Raw genomic sequence first — 22,215 nt, 5'->3', positions numbered from 1 at the left:
TAAAACGTAGTAGTGTTGGTAAAAAATCAGTGCTCTTCAGACGCCATCGACAGATAGACGATCGTCAGAACCATGAAGATAAAGGCTTGCAGCGTAATGATCAGGATGTGGAAAATGGCCCACGGCACATTCAGAACCCACTGTGACCACCACGGCAGAAGACCCGCGATCAGAATGAAAATCAGCTCACCCGCATACATGTTGCCGAACAGTCGCAGACCCAGTGAAACAGGTTTGGACAGCAGGCTAACGCCTTCCAGGATCAGGTTGACCGGAATAAACGCCCAGTGGTTGAACGGCTGCAAGGTAAGCTCTTTCACAAAGCCGCTTACGCCTTTCATTTTGATGCTGTAGAAAAGAATCAGGATAAACACGCCCAGCGCCATCGACAGGGTGATGTTCACGTCCGCAGACGGTACAACACGCAGTGCAGGCAGGCCGAAGATGTGCTCGCCGATAAACGGCAGCAGATCGATTGGCAGCAGGTCCATCAGGTTCATCAGGAAGACCCAAACGAACACGGTCAGCGCCAGCGGAGCAATCAGCTTGCTCTTGCCATGGTACATGTCTTTGACGCTGCCATGGACGAAGCCGATGATCATTTCGATGAAGGTCTGGAATTTCCCTGGTACACCGCTGGTCGCTCGTTTAGCAACACCGCGGAACATGGCCAGGAACAGAAGACCCAAAACCACCGAGAAGAACATGGAGTCGATGTTGATCGTCCAGAAGGTGGCCGGGGGGTTATGTGGATCCACCAGCGAGAATGTACGCAGGTCCAGCTGAAGGTTATTCAGATGGTGACCTATGTAATCCTGCGGCGTCATATTTTCTGAAGCCATGATGCCTTTTACCCTTTGTTATTGATTACAGCTGGAGCCAGAACTTGTACCACCAGCACCAAAACACACGTTGCTATCAGCGGCATGAAGACCACTTTCAAAACCGCCAGCGCCATCACCAGTAGAGCAAAGGTCAGCAACACCTTACACACTTCGCCGAGGGCGAAGGACCAGGCCACGCGGCCTTTGGCGGGTGTATGCGCCTGATGACGCCAGGCAAAAATCATAAACAACACGTTTGGCAGCACAACCGCCAAACCCCCGCACACGGCGGAGATGCCCCAGAAGGGGTCTTTGAGGCTAAACAGCAGTCCACTTGCTATCACAGCCAGAAACTGAACGAACAGAAGCTTACGAGCAACGTTTCTACTCAAGAGCGACACAGACATCACGTTTTTACTCCTGCTCCCTTCGAGGTATGCCGCGTGTCGTATAAAACGTCCTTTAAGGCTCAGAGTCAAGCATCAAAAAGCGGTCAAATTATACGGTGCGCACCCGTGATTTCAAACATTAAGTAGCGAAAAGGTGAATAAATGTTTAAATATTTTTCCCCACCGCTATTTTTTAACTTTCGCTGAAAGCGTCAACCTTTGACCAAAACTGCAAACAGCGCGAAAACGTTGTCGATAAAGCGTGCACGAGATCACAAAACACACATTTGCGATAAGGTTGTATTTATCAAAGGCGCAAATCGCGAAAATTTATCTTTATGAAATTAAACACAAAATGTCGCAACTATTTTCAAAACAGCCCAGTACACAATAAAAACCTTTTATTGACATTCTTAATAAATAATTAACATTACGTTCTGGTTACTGCCTTCCACTTTTAGCAGACTTATATTTTCACAGATGACTATCTTCTAGGTGAATAATAGGCGCTACGTTAACCGGAAGAAAAACCTTAGTGAAGCAGAGGTTAAAAGCTCCCCGATAAAACCCCGGTAGTTGTGCTGTTTTTTAACATGATAAGAACAGCACGAATTCCACATTTTTTATTAATTTTTTAAAAATTGTTTGGCTTAATTATCACCAGATGACGTTCACCTTCGAGCTGAGGAATCTGTAATTTCTCAATAGACTCGACAGCAAAACCGTCTGGAAGCTGTTCAATCTCATCGCCTGGCAACTGTCCTTTCAGCGCATAAAAGCGGCCGTTCTCCGCAGGCAAGTGCTTACACCAGCTCACCATGTCATTGAGCGAAGCAAACGCGCGGCTGATAACCCCGTCAAACGGCGGCTCTGCCGGGAATTCCTCTACCCTGCTCTGCACGGGCGTGATGTTCTCAAGCTTCAGCTCATGCTGTACCTGACGTAAAAAGCGCACGCGCTTGCCAAGGCTGTCCAGCAGCGTGAAATGGCTCTCAGGGCGAACAATCGACAGCGGAACGCCCGGTAAACCTGGACCCGTACCCACGTCGATGAAACGCTCACCTTTCAACCATGGGGCAACCACGATGCTATCGAGTATATGGCGAACGAGCATCTCGTTGGGGTCGCGAACAGACGTCAGGTTGTACGCTTTGTTCCATTTGTTCAGCATATCGACATAGGCCACCAGCTGATTTTTCTGGTGATCGGTGAGCGAAATACCTGCCTGATCCAGCAGACGAGAGAGTTTGTTGAGCACGGTGAATACCTGTTTAGAGATTTTTCGCCCGGTGGCGCTGCCGCTTATCGGGCCTACGAATAAGTAGGGCGGGTAAGCGAAGCGCCACCCGCCAAAAGCAATGTCAATTACGCGCTGCGGCGCAACATACCTTGCTTTTTCAGCCAGACCAGCAGGATCGAAATCGCCGCAGGGGTAACCCCCGAGATGCGGGACGCCTGACCGATCGACACCGGTTTGTGATCGTTCAGCTTGGCGATCACTTCGTTAGAAAGACCCGTCACCTGGCGGTAGTCCAGCATTTCCGGCAGCAGCGTGTTTTCGTTACGCTGCTGTTTTTCGATCTCATCCTGCTGACGCGCGATGTAACCTTCGTACTTCACCTGGATCTCAACCTGCTCTGCCGCTTCAGCGTCTTCCAGGCCCGGCGCGAACGCGGTCAGTTTGACCAGGTTCTCGTAGGTGACTTCAGGACGGCGCAGCAGATCTTCCCCGCTGGCCTCGCGCGACAGCGGCGCTGTTAAGTGAGCGTTTACTTCGGCAGCAGTTTCCGCCTGCGGATTCACCCAGGTGGTTTTCAGGCGCTGACGTTCCTGTTCAATGCGTTCCAGCTTCTCGTTGAAGCGAGCCCAGCGTTCGTCATCGACCAGACCGAGTTCACGGCCCATTTCGGTCAGACGCAGGTCGGCGTTATCTTCACGCAGCATCAGGCGATATTCCGCACGAGAGGTAAACATACGGTACGGTTCTTTGGTACCCAGCGTGCAGAGATCGTCAACCAGCACGCCCAGATACGCCTGAGAACGGCCTGGTGCCCAGCCCTCTTTCTCAGCAGAGAAGCGCGCGGCGTTCAGACCGGCAAGCAGACCCTGTGCAGCCGCTTCTTCGTAGCCGGTGGTGCCGTTAATCTGACCCGCGAAGAACAGACCGTGGATGAATTTGCTTTCCAGGGTTGGCTTCAGGTCACGCGGATCGAAGAAATCGTACTCAATAGCGTAGCCAGGGCGAACGATTTTCGCATTCTCCATCCCCTGCATTGAGCGAACAATTTGCATCTGCACATCAAACGGCAGGCTGGTGGAGATGCCGTTCGGGTAAATTTCGTTCGAGGTCAGCCCTTCCGGCTCCAGGAAGATCTGGTGCTGGTTACGATCGGCAAAGCGCATCACTTTGTCTTCGATCGACGGACAGTAGCGTGGACCGATCCCTTCGATCACGCCAGCATACATGGGGCTACGATCGAGGTTATTGCGGATCACGTCATGGGTTTTCTCGTTGGTATGCGTGATGTAGCACGGTACCTGCTGCGGATGCTGTGCCGCATTGCCCATGAACGAGAAGACCGGCATTGGGTTATCACCGTGCTGTTGCGCCAGCACGCTGAAATCAATGGTGCGCGCATCAATACGCGGCGGCGTGCCTGTTTTCAGGCGGCTAACGCGCAGCGGCAGTTCGCGCAGACGACGAGACAGTGGAATAGACGGCGGATCGCCGGCACGGCCACCACTGTAGTTATCCAGACCGATATGAATTTTACCGTCCAGGAATGTGCCCACGGTCAGCACCACGGCTTTTGCGCGGAATTTGAGGCCCATCTGGGTCACGGCACCCACGACGCGATCGTTCTCAACGATAAGATCTTCAACCGCCTGCTGGAAGATCATCAGGTTCGGCTGGTTCTCCAGGGCGGTACGCACCGCCTGACGGTAAAGTACGCGGTCTGCCTGAGCACGGGTCGCACGAACAGCGGGGCCTTTACTCGCGTTTAGTATCCTAAACTGGATGCCAGCCTGATCGATCGCTTTTGCCATCAGGCCGCCAAGTGCATCCACTTCTTTTACCAGGTGTCCTTTCCCAATGCCGCCAATCGCCGGATTACAGGACATTTGTCCCAGCGTGTCGATATTGTGTGTCAAAAGCAGGGTCTGCTGACCCATTCGCGCTGCGGCCATTGCGGCCTCAGTGCCTGCGTGACCCCCGCCAATGATGATGACGTCAAAAGGATCCTGATAAAACATGGTGGTCTGCCTCGCGTAAAGCGGTATGAAAATGGATTGAAGCCCGGGCCGTGGATTCTACTCAACTTTAGTCTTTCGAGAAAGCATTGGGATCCTGGGCTATTAAAAAGAAGATCTTTTTATTTAGAGATCTGTTCTATTGTGATCTCTTATTAGGATCGCGAACCTGTGTGGATAAGTCCGATCTCATAAAGAAGATCATGCAGTTAGAAAGGATCGTTTGCTGTGAATGATCGGTGATCCTGGACCGTATAAGCTGGGATCAGATCGCGACCTTATGCACAGGACAAAAACGACGCTACGGTTGTTCTTTGGATAACTACGGGTTAATACGAGCTTTTAACCAGAGTTATCCACATCTGTTCGCGCGATCTTTAATCGTTTTTGAGTAAATTTTTCCATTCCGCGAGCCAGATCTCGGCTGGATCCTCCGGAATGTCATGATCGAGGATGTTGATCTTGAGCGTTTCACCCAGCTGTTTTGCTCCGCAGGAGGTGACAGCGGCTTCGACTTTCTCTATTGCCCCGCAAAAGGTGTCATATTCGCGACTGCCGATCCCCACTGCGCCAAAACGGACGTCTGACAGGTCGGGTTGCTGTTCCAGCAGTTCGTCATATAAAGGTTGCAGGTTATCCGGCAGATCGCCCGCGCCGTGCGTAGAGGTGATCAGCAGCCAGACCCCGTCAGTCGGGAGATCTTCCAGCAACGGGCCGTGCAGGGTTTCCGTGGAAAAGCCCGCATCTTCCAGCTTTTCAGCCAGATGTTCCGCTACGTATTCCGCACCACCAAGGGTGCTGCCGCTGATAAGGGTAATGTCCGCCATTGATCGCTCGCCTGGATAAAGAGACGGCCATTGTACGCTGTGAACGAGCTGGGATCTACCTGTGGAAAATGTGGGAATGAATTTGCCCGATCACGGGCGGATGGTACGCATGATCGGGTTTTGCAGGGAGATCAGGGTCTCGGTGGACTGAATTTCATCGATTGTTTGGATCTTGTTGATAAGTACCTGCTGAAGGGCGTCGATGGATCGGCACATGACTTTAATAAAGATGCTGTAGTGCCCGGTGGTGTAATACGCCTCGGTGACTTCATCCAGTGCGTTTAGTCTCGCCAGGGCGGAAGGATAGTCTTTGGCGCTTTTAAGAATGATGCCAATGAAGCAGCAGACGTCGTAACCCAGATGTTTAGGACTGACGTCAATGCGTGCGCCGGTAATGATCCCCGCCTGCTTCATTTTCTCTACTCGAACGTGAATGGTTCCCGGGCTGACGCCAAACTGTTTCGCCAGTTCGGCGTAGGCGGTACGGGCATTGGCCATTAACGCCTCCAGAATGCCGCGGTCGAGATTGTCGATCTGATAATTTTCCATAGCTTTTTCTTATGAAGATTAATGAATCACTCTATTCTAGCGTTTAATTTTATCGAATCAAAAGTGAAGGTGGCTTTTTGTTGATGAGTTATTGAATGTGATGCCATTTCTGTTGCTTAATCAATATCAACAGGACGCAGGAGTATAAATAATGAAAACCGCTTACATCGCAAAACAACGCCAGATCAGTTTCGTTAAATCCCATTTTTCCCGCCAGCTGGAAGATAAACTTGGGCTAATTGAAGTCCAGGCGCCGATTCTGAGCCGCGTGGGTGACGGGACCCAGGATAACTTGTCTGGATGCGAAAAAGCGGTACAGGTGAAAGTGAAAACACTGCCAGACGCCCAGTTCGAAGTGGTTCATTCACTGGCGAAGTGGAAGCGTCAAACCCTGGGGCAACACGACTTCAGCGCGGGCGAAGGGCTCTACACGCACATGAAAGCCCTTCGCCCCGATGAAGACCGCCTCACCCCAATTCACTCTGTCTGTGTTGACCAGTGGGACTGGGAGCGCGTAATGGGTGACGGCGAGCGCCACGTCGGCACGCTGAAATCCACCGTTGAGGCGATCTACGCCGGGATCAAAGCGACCGAAGCGGCCGTGAGCAAAGAGTTTGGTCTGGTACCGTTCCTGCCGGATACGATCCACTTTGTGCACAGCCAGGAATTGCTGGCCCGCTTCCCGGATCTGGATGCCAAAGGCCGTGAACGTGCGATTGCTAAAGAGCTGGGCGCGGTATTTCTGATTGGGATCGGCGGCAAACTGTCTGATGGCAAACGCCACGACGTTCGCGCGCCGGATTATGATGACTGGAGCACTGCCGGTGAGGGCGAGTTTGCCGGGCTGAACGGCGATATTCTGGTCTGGAACCCGGTACTGGAAGACGCATTCGAGCTTTCTTCTATGGGGATCCGCGTGGATGCTGACGCGCTGAAGCGCCAGCTGGCAGTCACCGGAGATGAAGATCGTCTCAAGCTCGAGTGGCACCAGGCGCTGCTGCGCGGTGAAATGCCGCAGACGATTGGCGGCGGTATCGGCCAGTCCCGTCTGACCATGCTGCTGCTGCAATTGCCCCATATCGGTCAGGTTCAGTGTGGCGTCTGGCCGCAGCAGGTACGTGAAAGCGTCGGCTCTCTTCTGTAATTAACGCTGCCAGCGTCTGAGCAGGCGGCTACGCAACCCGGTATCAAAGCGCCAGATATGATCGAAGATGCGCATGATGCCGGGTTTTCCATGGGCGGACATCGCCACCGCATGAAAACGGTGCTGATGCACCCGCTGTAACTCCTTCACCTTATTCACCACGTCATCCGGCAGCCGCTGGGCAATAAAATCGGAAATCACCACCGCGTCGGCGTCGTACCAGTCGCCGCCCTGCATACGCTCCACAATGCTGCGAAAGCAGCTGGCCAAATCCGTGCCGCCGCGAAAACGCTGGCTCAGGAAGCGGATTGCCTGCTCGATCCCCTGCTGGTTCGTCAGCTCATAGCCCACGACTTCGCTGGAGAACAGCATGATGAAGCAGCGACGGCGATCGGCGAGCGCCACGCGCATCAGCGCCAGACAAAAGGCTTTTGCACACTGCTCGTTAAACCCGCCCATCGATCCGGACGTATCCACGCAAACGATGAAGGGCCCGCGCGGCTGTTCATCAAAATCCTGATGAACGACCGGCCGCTGGCTGATTTTCTCTCGCCAGGCTTCGCCGTGCAGCCGGTAGGTGAGGAGCTGTTTTTCTACCAGCCGACGGTAAAACTCATACTCCAGCTCGGTCATCCCCAGCGTGCTCAGCTCCGTGGGCAGCAGACGCAAAATATCATCGCTCTGCTGGAGCCCGTCGACCTGCTCCGGTACGGTGGCCGGTTCACGCACCAGGGTGCGGAAGGTTTCCATCGGGGCGTCTTTCTTTGGAACTGACTTTGCCTCTCTTGAGCGTCCCAGCTGTTCTGCAAGCTTCATCAGCTCGGGCTGCTGCGTCAGAAAATCGCCGTATTTGACGATCAGCTGATAGTCCCCGCGCCTGAGCTGGCCTGCGCTCATATCCCAGAGACGCCCAGCGGCGTTTTCATTCTCCACCAGCACCTGTTCTAACTGGCCGCTCAGGGTCATTCGTTCCTGAACTTCACTGAGCAGTTGTTCGCGCTCTTCATCCAGCAACTGCTGGTTTAGCGTCGTGGCCTGCACCACCAGGCTGAGGCGCCAACGCTGTAAGAAGAGGGTGTGCAGTGCCGGGGTAAAAGTGGCGTTATCCGTGACCAGCCCCCGGGCCTGGCTGGCAAACGGGGAGTGGACCTTGTCGAGCAACGTCAGGGTTTGCGGTAGCTGAACGATAAACTGCGGCGTGGAGAGCCGCTGGCACTGCTGATAACACGCCACCTCTTCCGTTAACTCAGGCGGAACTTCGGTCTCCCTGAACCGCTGACGCAAATTTTCGCGCCAGCGCGGAAGATCGTCCGTCATCGCCTTTTTGAGCTTCGGAAATTTTTCAAAGAAGGCTGCCAGCTGCGGTGACGCCAGAAGTGTTATGACCACCTCTTCGATCAACCCCTCCTCGCTGACGGCCAGCATGACGTTGAGCGTGTCCAGGGTTAGCATTGACGCGCCTGTTTGATCTGCGCGCTGACGTCCTGCAGGCTGGCTTCAATGCGGCCTAACCAGTCGCTATGAATAAAGAGGCACTTTTGCTGCTCGCTAAAGCGGGTATGCTGCTGGTGCCATTCGGTATCCAGCGCTTCCAACTGCTGCTTAATCTCTTCCGGTACGCTGTCCGAGGCGGTGCCCGGCAGCGCCAGACGCGATCCCTGCAGGCTGACGTCGCGGATCACCAGATGCTGGCTGCTGTCCACTTCCATATTCAGCGGTTGCGCGAAGCCGATGCCGTTGAGCTTGCCGCGGATCTCTCCCCCCTTATCCAGCCACTGCGCCAGCGCCTCGCGCTCGATCGTAATGTGTACCACCTGCATATCATGCAGTTTGAGCGGCTGCTGGAGCAGCAGCGTGAGCGTTGTACCAGTCAGATCGGCAGGAAGCTCATAGTGCGGCTTGCGGGCGAACATGCCTCCAAGGCGATTCACTTTCAGAGCGGTTTTATCACTTTGCTGCTGCTGGAGCTGGATGCGCCGCTGGGCAATCGCCCCCAGCTGGTTGAGCATCGCCTGCTGCCCCCAGGCGTGTCCGGTCATCAAAACGTCAAGCTGCTGCTGCATCAGATTCATGCCTTCCGCGTCGTGCCAGAGGCAATCTTTCAGCAGGATCAGATCGATGGGGGCAACGGCATCGCGGCCGCTAAACAGGGCGCTGGCCTGCAGGAGGCGGATCGCTTTTTTCCAGCGACGATCGGAGACATAGGGTGCAGAAGGGAGGAGATCAAGCTGCTGACGCAGCAGATAGATCAGCTCGAATACGGCGTCAGGCAGTTTGACTTTGCTGATATCCTGCTGCCACTGGTAATACTCCTCATCCGTCACCTGCAGCGAAGCGGATACCGGGTTTTCACTCTCATCCTGCTGACTCACCAGCATGGAGCGGAAGTTTGATTTGTCCTGCACTTTGTCCAGCCACAGGCGGATGAGCATACGGTCATACAGCGCTTCCAGACTGCTGTCGGCCTCGGGCAGTTCGTTAGAGGCGGCCACCAGCAGGCGCATCGGGATTTTCTCTTCACTGGCGCCGTTGCGGAACCGACGTTCGTTTATCGCCGTGAGCAGGGTGTTAAGAATGGCCGGTCCCGCTTTCCAGATCTCATCGAGAAAGACAATCTCAGCTTCAGGCAGATACCCCGCCGTCAAACGCTCATAGCGCCCTTCATCTTTCAGCGCCTGAATAGAGAGGGGGCCAAACACTTCTTCCGGGGTGGAAAAGCGGGTCATGAGATATTCGAAGGCGCGGGCATTCTGAAAAGCAAATTTTAGCCTGCGGGCAATCAGGCTTTTGGCAATGCCCGGCGGTCCCAGCAAAAACACGCTTTCACCGCTCAGCGCCGCCAGTAAACAGAGGCGAATGGCGTGGCTACGCTCGAAAAGGCCTTTCTCCAGCGCGCTGCTGAGGCGGGAAATTCTTTCTGCTAATAAATGTGAGTGAGCCATAATAGTTTTGCATCCTTTCGCCGTCGTGGCGGCCAATTGAAGCGAGTATAGACGTTTCAGTCAGGGCTGGTAATAGACTGAAGTGCGGCGCAATTTTCTTTGCGCTACATTAATGCGGTTGCATTTAGGGGTACGATTTTGCAATGAATCGTGCATACTGTGCGCTTTTTGTGGGCCAAGGGACCAGGAACACATTTGTTATTTAAACGAAAAGACTAGTCTATGAGCACTGATAATAAGCAATCATTACCCGCAATAACGCTTGCGGCGATCGGGGTTGTCTACGGTGATATTGGCACCAGCCCGCTTTATACGCTTCGTGAATGTCTGTCCGGCCAGTTTGGCTTTGGTGTTGAACGCGATGCCGTGTTTGGCTTCCTGTCCCTCATTTTCTGGCTGCTGATCCTGGTGGTTTCCGTTAAGTATCTCTCCTTCGTTATGCGTGCTGATAACGCAGGTGAAGGCGGGATCCTGACCCTGATGTCTCTTGCCGGGCGCAATACCTCGGCCAGAATGACCTCAGTGCTGGTCATTATCGGCCTGATTGGGGGCAGTTTCTTCTACGGAGAGGTGGTTATCACGCCCGCTATTTCGGTGCTGTCGGCGATAGAGGGGCTGGAGATTATCGCTCCACAACTTGATTCATGGGTGGTTCCGCTGGCCATTATTGTCCTGACGCTGCTGTTCATGATCCAGAAGCACGGTACCGGGCTGGTGGGCAAACTGTTTGCACCGATTATGCTGGCCTGGTTCCTGATCCTGGCGGCGCTTGGTTTGCGCAGCATTATCGCGAACCCGGAAGTGCTGCAGGCGCTGAATCCCTACTGGGCCGTGCATTTCTTCCTCGAATACAAAGTGGTTTCCTTTGTGGCGCTGGGTGCCGTGGTGCTCTCCATCACCGGTGTGGAAGCGCTGTATGCTGACATGGGTCACTTCGGGAAACTGCCTATCCGCGTGGCATGGTTTATTGTGGTGCTCCCGTCGCTGGTGCTGAACTACTTCGGTCAGGGGGCGCTGCTGCTTAAAAACCCGGAAGCGATCAAGAACCCGTTCTTCCTGCTGGCGCCTGACTGGGCGCTGGTACCGATGCTGATCCTGGCGACGCTGGCGACCGTCATTGCCTCTCAGGCGGTGATTTCCGGCGTGTTTTCTCTGACGCGCCAGGCCGTGCGTCTGGGTTATCTCTCACCGATGCGCATCATCCATACCTCAGAGATGGAGTCGGGTCAGATCTACATCCCGTTCATTAACTGGCTGCTCTATTTCGCTGTGGTCATTGTTATCGTCAGCTTCGAGCACTCCAGTAACCTGGCTGCGGCGTACGGTATTGCGGTAACCGGTACGATGGTGCTGACGTCGCTTCTCTCCACCACGGTGGCGTACCGAAACTGGCACTGGAATAAATTCCTCGTGGCGATGATTCTGGTGGGCTTCCTGTGCATCGACGTGCCGCTGTTCTCTGCGAACCTCGATAAGATTGTCTCCGGTGGCTGGCTGCCGCTGACGCTGGGTCTGGTGATGTTCATTGTCATGACCACCTGGAAAAGCGAGCGTTTCCGCCTGCTGCGCCGCATGCACGAGCACGGGAACTCTCTGGAGGCGATGATCGCTTCTCTGGAGAAATCTCCGCCGGTCCGCGTGCCGGGTACCGCGGTATACATGTCTCGCGCGCTGAATGTTATTCCGTTCGCGCTGATGCATAACCTCAAGCACAACAAAGTGCTGCACGAGCGCGTGATCCTGCTGACGCTGCGCACCGAAGATGCGCCGTATGTTCATAACGTCCGCCGCGTGCAGATTGAGCAGCTGTCGCCGACTTTCTGGCGCGTAGTGGCAAGCTACGGCTGGCGTGAAACGCCAAACGTGGAAGAGGTGTTCCACCGCTGCGGCCTGGAAGGGCTGAGCTGTCGGATGATGGAAACGTCGTTCTTTATGTCGCACGAGTCGCTGATTATCGGCAAGCGCCCGTGGTATCTGCGCCTGCGCGGCAAGCTATACCTCATCCTGCAGCGTAACGCCCTGCGCGCGCCTGACCAGTTTGAGATCCCGCCTAACCGCGTGATTGAGCTGGGAACGCAGGTCGAGATTTAAGTCTTTGTGCGGCCTGATGCCCTCACCCCGACCCTCTCCCACAGGGAGAGGGCGCAAACATAAAAAACGGTAACCTGGGGGTTACCGTTTTGCATTTACCTCCACGCCATTTCACTTAGCGAAACGTTTCGACGTCGATCACAAATCTGTTACGTCATGATGGTTTTCTGAACATTTCTGGGGCTACACTACTTTTAGCGAAACGTTTCGCTAGTGGAGCAAGAAAATGAAGAAAGGCACTGTACTCAACTCAGAAATCTCATCGGTTATTTCCCGTCTTGGGCATACCGATACGCTGGTGGTTTGCGATGCAGGCTTACCGGTTCCGCGCAGCACAACCCGTATCGATATGGCGTTAACGCAGGGCGTACCTTCGTTTATGCAGGTACTGGACGTGGTGACCGCGGAGATGCAGGTTGAGGCGGTCATTCTCGCGGCGGAAATCAAACAACATAATCCGCAACTCCACGAAACGTTGCTCAGCCACCTTGAGCAGCTGCAACAACACCAGGGAAATACCATAGAAATTCGTTACACAACGCACGAACAATTCAAACAACAAACCGCAGACAGTCAGGCGGTGATTCGCAGCGGGGAGTGTTCCCCGTATGCGAATATCATTCTCTGTGCTGGCGTCACCTTCTGAGGCCATCATGGACGCATTACTGCAACTTAAAGGGATCGATAAGTCGTTCCCGGGCGTAAAAGCCCTCTCCGGCGCGGCGCTGAACGTCTACCCCGGGCGCGTCATGGCGCTGGTGGGCGAAAACGGCGCCGGTAAATCCACCATGATGAAGGTGCTGACCGGTATCTATCAACGCGATGCCGGTTCACTCCTTTGGTTGGGTAAAGAGACCACCTTCAATGGCCCGAAATCCTCTCAGGAAGCGGGCATCGGTATTATTCACCAGGAGCTGAACCTCATCCCGCAACTCACCATTGCGGAAAACATCTTCCTCGGCCGCGAGTTCGTGAACCGCTTCGGTAAGATCGACTGGAAAACCATGTATGCCGAAGCGGACAAGCTGCTGGCGAAGCTGAACCTGCGCTTTAAGAGCGACCGTCTGGTGGGCGATCTCTCCATTGGCGATCAGCAGATGGTGGAAATCGCGAAGGTGCTGAGCTTCGAGTCGAAGGTCATCATTATGGATGAACCGACCGACGCCCTGACCGATACCGAAACCGAATCCCTGTTCCGCGTTATCCGCGAGCTGAAATCGCAGGGGCGCGGGATTGTCTATATCTCTCACCGTATGAAAGAGATCTTCGAAATCTGCGATGACGTCACCGTTTTCCGCGACGGGCAGTTTATTGCCGAGCGCGAAGTGGCGACGCTGACCGAAGATACTCTCATCGAAATGATGGTGGGACGTAAGCTGGAAGATCAGTATCCGCATCTGGATAAAGCGCCGGGTGAGATCCGCCTGAAGGTGGACAACCTCTGCGGTCCGGGTGTGAACGACGTGACCTTCACCCTACGCCAGGGCGAGATCCTGGGCGTGGCGGGTCTGATGGGTGCCGGACGTACCGAGCTGATGAAAGTGTTGTACGGCGCACTGCCGCGCACCAGCGGTTATGTCACCCTCGACGGCCATGAAGTGGTCACCCGCTCTCCGCAGGATGGTCTGGCGAACGGCATCGTCTATATCTCCGAAGACCGCAAACGCGACGGCCTGGTGCTGGGGATGTCAGTAAAAGAGAACATGTCCCTGACCGCGCTGCGCTATTTCAGCCACAGCGGTGGCAGCCTGAAGCATAAAGACGAGCAGCAGGCGGTGAGCGATTTTATCCGCCTCTTTAACGTCAAAACCCCGTCGATGGAGCAGGCGATTGGCCTGTTGTCCGGCGGGAATCAGCAGAAAGTGGCGATTGCGCGCGGGCTGATGACGCGTCCGAAAGTGTTGATCCTCGACGAGCCAACCCGCGGCGTAGACGTGGGGGCGAAGAAAGAGATCTATCAGCTGATTAACCAGTTTAAGGCCGACGGTCTAAGCATCATTCTGGTCTCTTCCGAGATGCCAGAAGTATTAGGCATGAGCGATCGCATTATCGTCATGCATGAAGGGCATCTCGGCGGTGAATTCACTCGCGAGCAGGCCACCCAGGAAGTTCTGATGGCTGCCGCTGTGGGCAAGCTTAATCGCGTGAATCAGGAGTAAGAAGATGACTACCCAGGCTGTTTCTGGTCGCCGCTATTTCACAAAGGCATGGCTGATGGAGCAAAAATCGCTGATTGCCCTGCTGGTGCTGATCGCGATTGTGTCGACCATGAGCCCGAATTTCTTCACCGTTAATAACCTGTTCAATATTCTGCAGCAGACGTCGGTGAACGCCATTATGGCGGTCGGCATGACGCTGGTGATTCTGACCTCAGGTATCGATCTGTCCGTCGGTTCCCTGCTGGCGCTCACCGGCGCGATCGCCGCTTCGATTGTCGGCATTGAAGTCAACGCGCTGGTGGCCGTGGCCGCTGCCCTGGCGGCAGGTGCGGCGATAGGCGCCGTCACCGGCGTGATTGTGGCAAAAGGCCGCGTTCAGGCGTTCATCGCGACGCTGGTGATGATGCTACTGCTGCGCGGGGTGACCATGGTTTACACCAACGGCAGCCCGGTCAATACCGGCTTTACCGATAACGCGGATCTGTTTGGCTGGTTCGGTATCGGTCGCCCGCTGGGTGTCCCGACCCCTGTATGGATCATGGCTATCGTCTTCCTGGCGGCGTGGTACATGTTGCATCACACTCGTCTGGGCCGTTATATCTATGCGCTGGGCGGTAACGAAGCGGCAACGCGCCTGTCCGGTATCAGCGTTAATAAAGTCAAAATTATCGTTTACTCCCTGTGCGGTCTGCTGGCGTCACTGGCAGGCATTATCGAAGTGGCGCGCCTCTCTTCTGCGCAGCCAACGGCGGGTACGGGGTATGAGCTGGATGCCATTGCGGCAGTGGTTCTGGGCGGTACGAGTCTTGCGGGCGGTAAAGGTCGCATTGTTGGGACATTGATCGGCGCACTGATCCTCGGTTTCCTGAATAATGGTTTGAATTTGTTAGGTGTTTCCTCCTATTACCAGATGATCGTTAAGGCAGTGGTGATTTTGCTGGCGGTACTGGTAGACAACAAAAAACAGTAACTGACGACACTACAGGACATCTTAGATATGAACATGAAAAAACTGGCTACCCTGGTTTCTGCTGTCGCGCTGAGCGCAACCGTAAGTGCTAACGCCATGGCGAAAGACACCATCGCGCTGGTTGTCTCTACCCTGAACAACCCGTTCTTCGTCTCTCTGAAGGATGGCGCGCAGAAAGAAGCGGACAAACTGGGCTACAACCTGGTGGTTCTGGATTCACAGAACAACCCGGCGAAAGAGCTGGCTAACGTTCAGGACTTAACCGTTCGCGGCACCAAAATTCTGCTGATCAACCCAACCGATTCTGATGCCGTAGGCAACGCCGTGAAGATGGCAAACCAGGCGAAGATCCCGGTAATCACCCTGGACCGTCAGGCAACCAAAGGCGAAGTTGTGAGCCATATTGCGTCTGATAACGTGCTGGGCGGTAAAATCGCGGGTGATTACATCGCGAAGAAAGCCGGTGAAGGCGCGAAAGTTATCGAACTGCAGGGGATTGCCGGTACGTCTGCCGCCCGCGAGCGTGGCGAAGGCTTCCAGCAGGCGGTTGCAGCGCATAAATTCAACGTACTGGCGAGCCAGCCGGCAGACTTCGACCGTACTAAGGGTCTGAACGTTATGCAGAACCTGCTGACCGCGCACCCTGACGTGCAGGCGGTATTCGCGCAGAACGACGAAATGGCGCTGGGCGCGCTGCGTGCCCTGCAGACCGCTGGTAAATCTGATGTGATGGTTGTCGGATTTGACGGCACGCCGGATGGTGAAAAAGCAGTAAACGATGGCAAACTGGCTGCGACCATCGCTCAGCTGCCTGAGCAGATTGGCGCCACTGGCGTTGAAACTGCCGACAAAGTGCTGAAGGGCGAAAAAGTTCAGGCCAAATACCCGGTTGACCTGAAGCTGGTCATCAAGCAGTAAAGGCGAATCAGGCCGTCACGGCGGCCTGAGGGACACCAATAAAGAAAAGTGTGGCATACGCCACCGGGTAATACCGGTGGCGCTCTCTGATGGACAATCCAACCATGAAAACCGCAGGTAACCTCGTCGTCCTTGGCAGTATCAATGCCGATCACATTCTTAACCTTGAATCGTTCCCGACACCGGGCGAAACCGTCACGGGTAACCAGTATCAGGTGGCATTTGGCGGTAAAGGTGCAAACCAGGCCGTTGCTGCCGGTCGCAGCGGGGCAAATATTGCGTTTATCGCCTGCACGGGTGATGACGATACCGGTGAGCGCGTACGCAAGCAGTTGGCGAGCGACAATATCGATATCGCGCCGGTCAGCGTTGTTGCAGGGGAATCGACCGGCGTGGCGCTGATTTTCGTCAACGCAGAAGGTGAGAATGTCATCGGTATTCATGCTGGCGCTAACGCGGCGCTGACGACGGAACGCGTAGAAGCGCAACGTGCACTCATCGGCGGAGCGGAAGCCCTGCTGATGCAGCTGGAGTCGCCGGTTGAAAGCGTGCTGGCCGCCGCCAAAATTGCGCATGAAAATCATACCACTGTCGTACTTAATCCGGCCCCTGCCCGTGTATTATCTGACGAGCTGCTGGCGCTGGTGGACATCATCACGCCGAACGAAACCGAAGCCGAAAAGCTGACGGGCATTCGCGTTGAAAACGATGATGATGCTGCGCGAGCCGCGCGTGCGCTGCACGACAAAGGCATCGGAACGGTGATCATCACCCTGGGTAGCCGTGGGGTGTGGGCAAGCGTCAATGGCGAAGGCCGTCGCGTGCCGGGCTTTAAGGTGAAGGCGATTGATACCATTGCAGCGGGAGACACCTTCAATGGTGCACTGGTGACCGCGCTGCTGGAAGGTATGAGAATGGATGATGCTATCCGCTTCGCACACGCTGCCGCCGCGATTGCGGTGACGCGCAAGGGTGCCCAGCCTTCCGTTCCGTGGCGTAAAGAGATCGATGAATTCTTAAGTCAGCAGGGGTAACGCTTGGCCACAATGAAAGATGTCGCCCGCATGGCGGGCGTTTCTACCTCGACGGTCTCTCACGTTATAAACAACGATCGCTTCGTCAGCGAGGCGATTCGGGAGAAAGTCGAAGCGGCGGTAAAAGATCTCAACTATGCGCCGTCTGCGCTGGCGCGCAGCCTTAAGCTCAACCAGACGCGCACCATCGGTATGCTGATCACCGCGAGTACCAACCCCTTTTATTCAGAACTGGTTCGCGGCGTGGAGCGCAGCTGCTTCGAGCGTGGCTACAGCCTGGTGCTGTGCAATACCGAAGGTGACGAGCAGCGCATGAATCGTAACCTGGAAACGCTGATGCAAAAACGCGTCGACGGGCTACTGCTGCTTTGTACCGAAACGCACCAGCCGTCGAAAGAGATTATCCAGCGCTACCCCTCCATTCCCACAGTGATGATGGACTGGGCGCCGTTCGACGGTACCAGCGACCTTATTCAGGATAACTCCCTGCTGGGGGGCGATATGGCCACCCAGTATCTGATCGATAAAGGCTATACCCGCATCGCCTGTATTACCGGCCCGCTGGATAAAACCCCGGCGCGTTTGCGTCTGGAAGGGTATCTCGCCGCAATGGCGCGGGCGGGCCTTTCCGTGCCGGAAGGGTACCGTATTACCGGCGATTTTGAGTTTCACGGTGGTTTTGAAGCGATGCAAACACTGCTGGCGCAACCTCAGCGTCCACAGGCGGTGTTTATCGGCAATGATGCCATGGCGTTTGGTGCCTATCAGGCGTTATATCAGGCCGGTTTGCGTGTTCCCGACGATATGGCGGTAATCGGCTACGATGATATCGAGCTGGCCAGCTATATGACGCCGCCGCTCACCACCATTCATCAGCCAAAAGATGAGCTGGGCGAGCTGGCCATTGATGTGTTGATCCACCGAATGGCTCAGCCCACGCTGCAGCAGCAACGCCTGCAGCTTACTCCTGTTCTGATGGAACGGGGTTCGGTTTAGCTTTCGCCTTATGGCGTTCTTTAATCAGGTTACGGCCATCTTTCGGTTTTAACAGCATAAAGACCAGCGCTGAAACGACGGTGAGTGCGCCCATGGTGATAAAGGTATAGTGGAACTGCTCGACGGTGTTCGCGCTGTCGAAACCTTCATAAAACCGCAGTACCGCCGCGCTCACGGCCACACCCAGACTGATGGACAACTGCTGTGTTACCGCCAGCACGCTGTTGCCGCTACTGGCGTTCTCGTCGGTCAAATCCGCAAGGGTGATGGTGTTCATTGAGGTGAACTGCGTCGACATCGCCATGCCCAGCACAAATAGCGGCAGGATCAGCATCCAGACGGGTAACGCGGCGGACTGCAGCGAGAACTGCGCAATCATCAGGCCGATAAAGACCGTCACACCAATCAGCGTCTTGCGATAGCCAAACCAGCGTAGCACCTGCGTCACGGTCGATTTTGCCAGAATCGAGCCCATTGCGGTGGGCGCCATCATGCAGCCGGCAATCAGGGCCGGGTAGCCGAAACCCACCTGCAGCATCAGTGGCATCAGGAACGGTACGCAGCCCGTCCCCAGACGCGAGGCAATGTTTCCCGCGATCCCGACGGAAAAGGTTCGGGTGTTGAAGAGCCCAAGAGAGATTAACGGCGTCGGGTGACGGCGCGCGTGACGTATATAAAGAAGGAACAGCAGCACGCCGGCGAGGATAACGGAGAGCGCCATCCACGTCGCGACGATCTTCTCGCCAACCAGCTCCATCCCGCTGGAGAAGAGTACCAGGCTCAGGCCAAACAGGAAAAAGCCACCCATGTCGAAGCTGCGTCTTGGCGTGGTGAAGTTCGGCATATATTTACGGGCATACAGCAGCCCCGCAACGCCAATCGGAATATTAATCAGGAAGATCCAGTGCCAGCTTGCCCAGGTGACAAACACGCCACCGAGTACCGGGCCAAGTATCGGGCCGACCAGTCCCGGCATGGTGACGAAGTTGAGCACTGGAAGCAGTTCGCTTCGAGGGTAGGCTCGTAATAAAGCAAGGCGCGCCACGGGCATCATCATCGCGCCGCCAATGCCCTGTAAAACGCGGAAGATAACCAGTTCCGTTAAGGACGAGGAGAGCGCACAGGCCAGCGAACCGAGCGTAAAGAGCGTTACGGCCAGCATGAAAACTCTACGGGTACCGAAGCGGTCGGCCAGCCAGCCGCTAACCGGAATTAACATTGCAACCGTCAGGGTGTAGCTGATGATGGCGGACTGCATCGCCAGCGGGGAGCGGTTAAGGCTTTGCGCAATAGCGGGAAGCGCGGTGTTGAGGATGGTGGCATCCAGTGCCTGCATAAAAAACGCCATGGCTGCAATCCACGGCAATCCGGCCATGCTGCGCGCTTTTTTCTTTGTCATTTATTTACCTGCTGGTGGGTTGGCGCAGCCAGCAATGCCTGGCACGCACTCAGTGCTCGCTGCCCGTCGCTTTCCTGAATGGCATCCACTATCGCCTGATGCAATTCCAGTTTTACCACGTCGTTTTGTGTAATAGAGGTAAAGTAGGTGTGATACACCGAATGAAATAAAGAGGCAAACGAGGTGAGGAACGGATTGGCGCTCATCATATAGATATGTTCATGCCAGGCCATATCGACCTCAACCCAGCGTTCGCGGTTGAAGTGTTTTTTCAGGAACACCATCTCTTCCATCAACGCGTTAAGCTGCGCTTTCTGCTCTGCTGTGCCAAGCATGGCGGCAAGCAGACATGCCTGAGGTTCAAGGCTGCTGCGCATCACCAGAAAGTGATCGACGACCTGATGAAAGTTGTCTTCCGTCATCCACCAGGAGAGCAGCTCCTGATCGAGAAAATTCCAGTTACTCTGTGGCATCACGCGTGTGCCAATACGAGGACGTGGAAGCACCATACCTTTTGCCGTCAGGGTTTTCACCGCTTCGCGCACTGCGGTACGGCTCACCCCAAACTGCTCACCCAGCTCCATTTCACCCGGCAGGATGCTGCCCGGGGCATATTTACCCGCTAAGATCCGCTGAGCCAGCTTTTCTGCCAGCACATACGACAGGTTTTTTTGGGCGGCCAGCTGTTGTGCGCTTAATGGCATCGCTTTTATTCCTTAAAGATTCATGCTGATAATTATGCCACCTCGAATGTGATTGTGGTTGCAGATACATCAAATAGAACAATTTGTAGCTTGATTTTACCTCTGCTGGTGAAAAAAAACGCGGATAGAAACTTTTTTTAAATTTCCTCTTGTCACGCCGGAATAACTCCCTATAATGCGCCTCCACTGACACGGAACAACGGCACACACGCCGCCGGGTCAGCAGAGAATAGCGAAAATAAACGCTTGACTCTGAAGCGGGAAAGCGTAATATGCACACCCCGCGCCGCAGCGAAAACGAAGCGGCACTGCTCTTTAACAATTTATCAGACAATCTGTGTGGGCACTCAAAGTGACATGGATTCTTAACGTCCTCGGACGAAAAATGAATACCAAGTCTCTGAGTGAACATACGTAATTCATTACGAAGTTTAATTCACGAGCATCAAACTTAAATTGAAGAGTTTGATCATGGCTCAGATTGAACGCTGGCGGCAGGCCTAACACATGCAAGTCGAGCGGTAGCACAGGAGAGCTTGCTCTCTGGGTGACGAGCGGCGGACGGGTGAGTAATGTCTGGGAAACTGCCTGATGGAGGGGGATAACTACTGGAAACGGTAGCTAATACCGCATAACGTCGCAAGACCAAAGAGGGGGACCTTCGGGCCTCTTGCCATCAGATGTGCCCAGATGGGATTAGCTAGTAGGTGGGGTAACGGCTCACCTAGGCGACGATCCCTAGCTGGTCTGAGAGGATGACCAGCCACACTGGAACTGAGACACGGTCCAGACTCCTACGGGAGGCAGCAGTGGGGAATATTGCACAATGGGCGCAAGCCTGATGCAGCCATGCCGCGTGTATGAAGAAGGCCTTCGGGTTGTAAAGTACTTTCAGCAGGGAGGAAGGCGGTGAGGTTAATAACCTCATCGATTGACGTTACCCGCAGAAGAAGCACCGGCTAACTCCGTGCCAGCAGCCGCGGTAATACGGAGGGTGCAAGCGTTAATCGGAATTACTGGGCGTAAAGCGCACGCAGGCGGTCTGTCAAGTCGGATGTGAAATCCCCGGGCTCAACCTGGGAACTGCATTCGAAACTGGCAGGCTAGAGTCTTGTAGAGGGGGGTAGAATTCCAGGTGTAGCGGTGAAATGCGTAGAGATCTGGAGGAATACCGGTGGCGAAGGCGGCCCCCTGGACAAAGACTGACGCTCAGGTGCGAAAGCGTGGGGAGCAAACAGGATTAGATACCCTGGTAGTCCACGCCGTAAACGATGTCGACTTGGAGGTTGTGCCCTTGAGGCGTGGCTTCCGGAGCTAACGCGTTAAGTCGACCGCCTGGGGAGTACGGCCGCAAGGTTAAAACTCAAATGAATTGACGGGGGCCCGCACAAGCGGTGGAGCATGTGGTTTAATTCGATGCAACGCGAAGAACCTTACCTACTCTTGACATCCAGAGAACTTTCCAGAGATGGATTGGTGCCTTCGGGAACTCTGAGACAGGTGCTGCATGGCTGTCGTCAGCTCGTGTTGTGAAATGTTGGGTTAAGTCCCGCAACGAGCGCAACCCTTATCCTTTGTTGCCAGCGGTCCGGCCGGGAACTCAAAGGAGACTGCCAGTGATAAACTGGAGGAAGGTGGGGATGACGTCAAGTCATCATGGCCCTTACGAGTAGGGCTACACACGTGCTACAATGGCGCATACAAAGAGAAGCGACCTCGCGAGAGCAAGCGGACCTCATAAAGTGCGTCGTAGTCCGGATTGGAGTCTGCAACTCGACTCCATGAAGTCGGAATCGCTAGTAATCGTAGATCAGAATGCTACGGTGAATACGTTCCCGGGCCTTGTACACACCGCCCGTCACACCATGGGAGTGGGTTGCAAAAGAAGTAGGTAGCTTAACCTTCGGGAGGGCGCTTACCACTTTGTGATTCATGACTGGGGTGAAGTCGTAACAAGGTAACCGTAGGGGAACCTGCGGTTGGATCACCTCCTTACCTTAAAGAACCTGCCTTTGCA

The 22,215-nt window shown here is 54.8% G+C and carries 18 protein-coding genes and 1 rRNA gene; 9 read left to right on the top strand and 10 right to left on the bottom strand.

The features are described from left to right. Positions 1-26: 26 nt before the first annotated feature. The 6 genes from atpB to asnC all read right to left on the bottom strand — a co-directional run bounded on the left by atpB (position 27) and on the right by asnC (position 5,841). Positions 27-842 (bottom strand): F0F1 ATP synthase subunit A, encoded by an 816-nt coding sequence (gene atpB, locus AC4IC4_RS22865; RefSeq protein WP_008500193.1) that lies wholly within the window; start codon positions 840-842, stop codon positions 27-29. Between the two features lie 8 nt (positions 843-850). Next, on the bottom strand, positions 851-1,231 hold the full coding sequence (gene atpI / locus AC4IC4_RS22860; RefSeq protein ID WP_491471930.1) for a F0F1 ATP synthase subunit I: 381 nt from the start codon (positions 1,229-1,231) through the stop codon (positions 851-853). A 616-nt stretch (positions 1,232-1,847) separates the two neighbouring features. Further along, positions 1,848-2,471 (bottom strand): 16S rRNA (guanine(527)-N(7))-methyltransferase RsmG, encoded by a 624-nt coding sequence (gene rsmG / locus AC4IC4_RS22855; protein ID WP_024907888.1) that lies wholly within the window; start codon positions 2,469-2,471, stop codon positions 1,848-1,850. Between the two features lie 107 nt (positions 2,472-2,578). After that, a complete protein-coding gene (mnmG, locus tag AC4IC4_RS22850) occupies positions 2,579-4,468 on the bottom strand; it encodes a tRNA uridine-5-carboxymethylaminomethyl(34) synthesis enzyme MnmG (RefSeq protein WP_023333918.1) in 1,890 nt (629 codons plus the stop codon). Positions 4,469-4,842: 374 nt separating this feature from the next. Next, on the bottom strand, positions 4,843-5,292 hold the full coding sequence (mioC, locus tag AC4IC4_RS22845) for an FMN-binding protein MioC (RefSeq protein ID WP_061716267.1): 450 nt from the start codon (positions 5,290-5,292) through the stop codon (positions 4,843-4,845). A gap of 90 nt (positions 5,293-5,382) precedes the next feature. After that, positions 5,383-5,841: a transcriptional regulator AsnC gene (gene asnC / locus AC4IC4_RS22840; RefSeq protein WP_024907891.1), complete on the bottom strand. Its 459-nt coding sequence runs from the start codon at positions 5,839-5,841 to the stop codon at positions 5,383-5,385. Between the two features lie 151 nt (positions 5,842-5,992). Between asnC and asnA the strand changes: the two genes are divergently transcribed. Beyond that, a complete protein-coding gene (gene asnA / locus AC4IC4_RS22835) occupies positions 5,993-6,985 on the top strand; it encodes an aspartate--ammonia ligase (protein WP_491471929.1) in 993 nt (330 codons plus the stop codon). Here the strand turns inward: asnA and viaA are convergent, their stop codons facing one another. Next, positions 6,986-8,437, bottom strand: coding sequence for an ATPase RavA stimulator ViaA (viaA, locus tag AC4IC4_RS22830; protein ID WP_032648593.1), 1,452 nt, complete (start codon positions 8,435-8,437; stop codon positions 6,986-6,988). Next, a complete protein-coding gene (ravA, locus tag AC4IC4_RS22825) occupies positions 8,431-9,927 on the bottom strand; it encodes an ATPase RavA (RefSeq protein ID WP_248166062.1) in 1,497 nt (498 codons plus the stop codon). The genes viaA and ravA overlap by 7 nt, the downstream gene beginning before the upstream one ends. 222 nt (positions 9,928-10,149) lie before the next feature. Here ravA and kup point away from each other — a divergent pair, with 222 nt between their 5' ends. From kup to rbsR, 7 genes are all read left to right on the top strand, one after another. Then, positions 10,150-12,018 carry a low affinity potassium transporter Kup gene (kup, locus tag AC4IC4_RS22820; RefSeq protein WP_024907895.1) on the top strand — a complete coding sequence of 623 codons (1,869 nt, stop codon included), beginning with the start codon at positions 10,150-10,152 and terminating at the stop codon, positions 12,016-12,018. Between the two features lie 226 nt (positions 12,019-12,244). Beyond that, the gene (gene rbsD, locus AC4IC4_RS22815; protein WP_024907896.1) at positions 12,245-12,664 is read left to right on the top strand and encodes a D-ribose pyranase; all 420 of its coding nucleotides are present in this window, start codon (positions 12,245-12,247) and stop codon (positions 12,662-12,664) included. 7 nt (positions 12,665-12,671) lie between these two features. Further along, on the top strand, positions 12,672-14,177 hold the full coding sequence (rbsA, locus tag AC4IC4_RS22810; RefSeq protein ID WP_024907897.1) for a ribose ABC transporter ATP-binding protein RbsA: 1,506 nt from the start codon (positions 12,672-12,674) through the stop codon (positions 14,175-14,177). Between the two features lie 4 nt (positions 14,178-14,181). Continuing rightward, on the top strand, positions 14,182-15,147 hold the full coding sequence (gene rbsC / locus AC4IC4_RS22805) for a ribose ABC transporter permease (protein WP_006808742.1): 966 nt from the start codon (positions 14,182-14,184) through the stop codon (positions 15,145-15,147). 27 nt (positions 15,148-15,174) lie between these two features. Then, on the top strand, positions 15,175-16,065 hold the full coding sequence (gene rbsB / locus AC4IC4_RS22800; RefSeq protein ID WP_010426610.1) for a ribose ABC transporter substrate-binding protein RbsB: 891 nt from the start codon (positions 15,175-15,177) through the stop codon (positions 16,063-16,065). A gap of 104 nt (positions 16,066-16,169) precedes the next feature. Beyond that, the gene (gene rbsK / locus AC4IC4_RS22795; RefSeq protein WP_024907898.1) at positions 16,170-17,099 is read left to right on the top strand and encodes a ribokinase; all 930 of its coding nucleotides are present in this window, start codon (positions 16,170-16,172) and stop codon (positions 17,097-17,099) included. 3 nt (positions 17,100-17,102) lie between these two features. Then, positions 17,103-18,095 (top strand): ribose operon transcriptional repressor RbsR, encoded by a 993-nt coding sequence (gene rbsR / locus AC4IC4_RS22790; RefSeq protein ID WP_024907899.1) that lies wholly within the window; start codon positions 17,103-17,105, stop codon positions 18,093-18,095. On the opposite strand, the gene mdtD is transcribed toward rbsR, so the two are convergent. Further along, positions 18,061-19,494 (bottom strand): multidrug transporter subunit MdtD, encoded by a 1,434-nt coding sequence (gene mdtD, locus AC4IC4_RS22785; RefSeq protein ID WP_491471928.1) that lies wholly within the window; start codon positions 19,492-19,494, stop codon positions 18,061-18,063. The genes rbsR and mdtD overlap by 35 nt on opposite strands. Next, complete coding sequence (locus AC4IC4_RS22780) at positions 19,491-20,198, bottom strand: FadR/GntR family transcriptional regulator (protein WP_090420261.1); 708 nt, start codon at positions 20,196-20,198, stop codon at positions 19,491-19,493. The genes mdtD and AC4IC4_RS22780 overlap by 4 nt, the downstream gene beginning before the upstream one ends. Positions 20,199-20,651: 453 nt before the next feature. Between AC4IC4_RS22780 and AC4IC4_RS22775 the strand changes: the two genes are divergently transcribed. Beyond that, positions 20,652-22,193: ribosomal RNA gene (locus tag AC4IC4_RS22775) — 16S ribosomal RNA — on the top strand. Positions 22,194-22,215: the final 22 nt, after the last annotated feature.

It is taken from the genome of Enterobacter sp. Taxon_2 (assembly GCF_058355295.1).
This window is presented reverse-complemented; position numbering and strand designations above follow the sequence as displayed.

What these genes read in the sequence shown, in the direction of transcription:
- atpB (WP_008500193.1), bottom strand. Translation starts at nt 842, where the DNA reads ATGGCTTCAGAAAATATGACGCCGCAGGATTACATAGGTCACCATCTG.
- atpI (WP_491471930.1), bottom strand. Translation starts at nt 1,231, where the DNA reads ATGTCTGTGTCGCTCTTGAGTAGAAACGTTGCTCGTAAGCTTCTGTTC.
- mnmG (WP_023333918.1), bottom strand. Translation starts at nt 4,468, where the DNA reads ATGTTTTATCAGGATCCTTTTGACGTCATCATCATTGGCGGGGGTCAC.
- mioC (WP_061716267.1), bottom strand. Translation starts at nt 5,292, where the DNA reads ATGGCGGACATTACCCTTATCAGCGGCAGCACCCTTGGTGGTGCGGAA.
- asnC (WP_024907891.1), bottom strand. Translation starts at nt 5,841, where the DNA reads ATGGAAAATTATCAGATCGACAATCTCGACCGCGGCATTCTGGAGGCG.
- asnA (WP_491471929.1), top strand. Translation starts at nt 5,993, where the DNA reads ATGAAAACCGCTTACATCGCAAAACAACGCCAGATCAGTTTCGTTAAA.
- viaA (WP_032648593.1), bottom strand. Translation starts at nt 8,437, where the DNA reads ATGCTAACCCTGGACACGCTCAACGTCATGCTGGCCGTCAGCGAGGAG.
- ravA (WP_248166062.1), bottom strand. Translation starts at nt 9,927, where the DNA reads ATGGCTCACTCACATTTATTAGCAGAAAGAATTTCCCGCCTCAGCAGC.
- kup (WP_024907895.1), top strand. Translation starts at nt 10,150, where the DNA reads ATGAGCACTGATAATAAGCAATCATTACCCGCAATAACGCTTGCGGCG.
- rbsD (WP_024907896.1), top strand. Translation starts at nt 12,245, where the DNA reads ATGAAGAAAGGCACTGTACTCAACTCAGAAATCTCATCGGTTATTTCC.
- rbsA (WP_024907897.1), top strand. Translation starts at nt 12,672, where the DNA reads ATGGACGCATTACTGCAACTTAAAGGGATCGATAAGTCGTTCCCGGGC.
- rbsC (WP_006808742.1), top strand. Translation starts at nt 14,182, where the DNA reads ATGACTACCCAGGCTGTTTCTGGTCGCCGCTATTTCACAAAGGCATGG.
- rbsB (WP_010426610.1), top strand. Translation starts at nt 15,175, where the DNA reads ATGAACATGAAAAAACTGGCTACCCTGGTTTCTGCTGTCGCGCTGAGC.
- rbsK (WP_024907898.1), top strand. Translation starts at nt 16,170, where the DNA reads ATGAAAACCGCAGGTAACCTCGTCGTCCTTGGCAGTATCAATGCCGAT.
- mdtD (WP_491471928.1), bottom strand. Translation starts at nt 19,494, where the DNA reads ATGACAAAGAAAAAAGCGCGCAGCATGGCCGGATTGCCGTGGATTGCA.
- AC4IC4_RS22780 (WP_090420261.1), bottom strand. Translation starts at nt 20,198, where the DNA reads ATGCCATTAAGCGCACAACAGCTGGCCGCCCAAAAAAACCTGTCGTAT.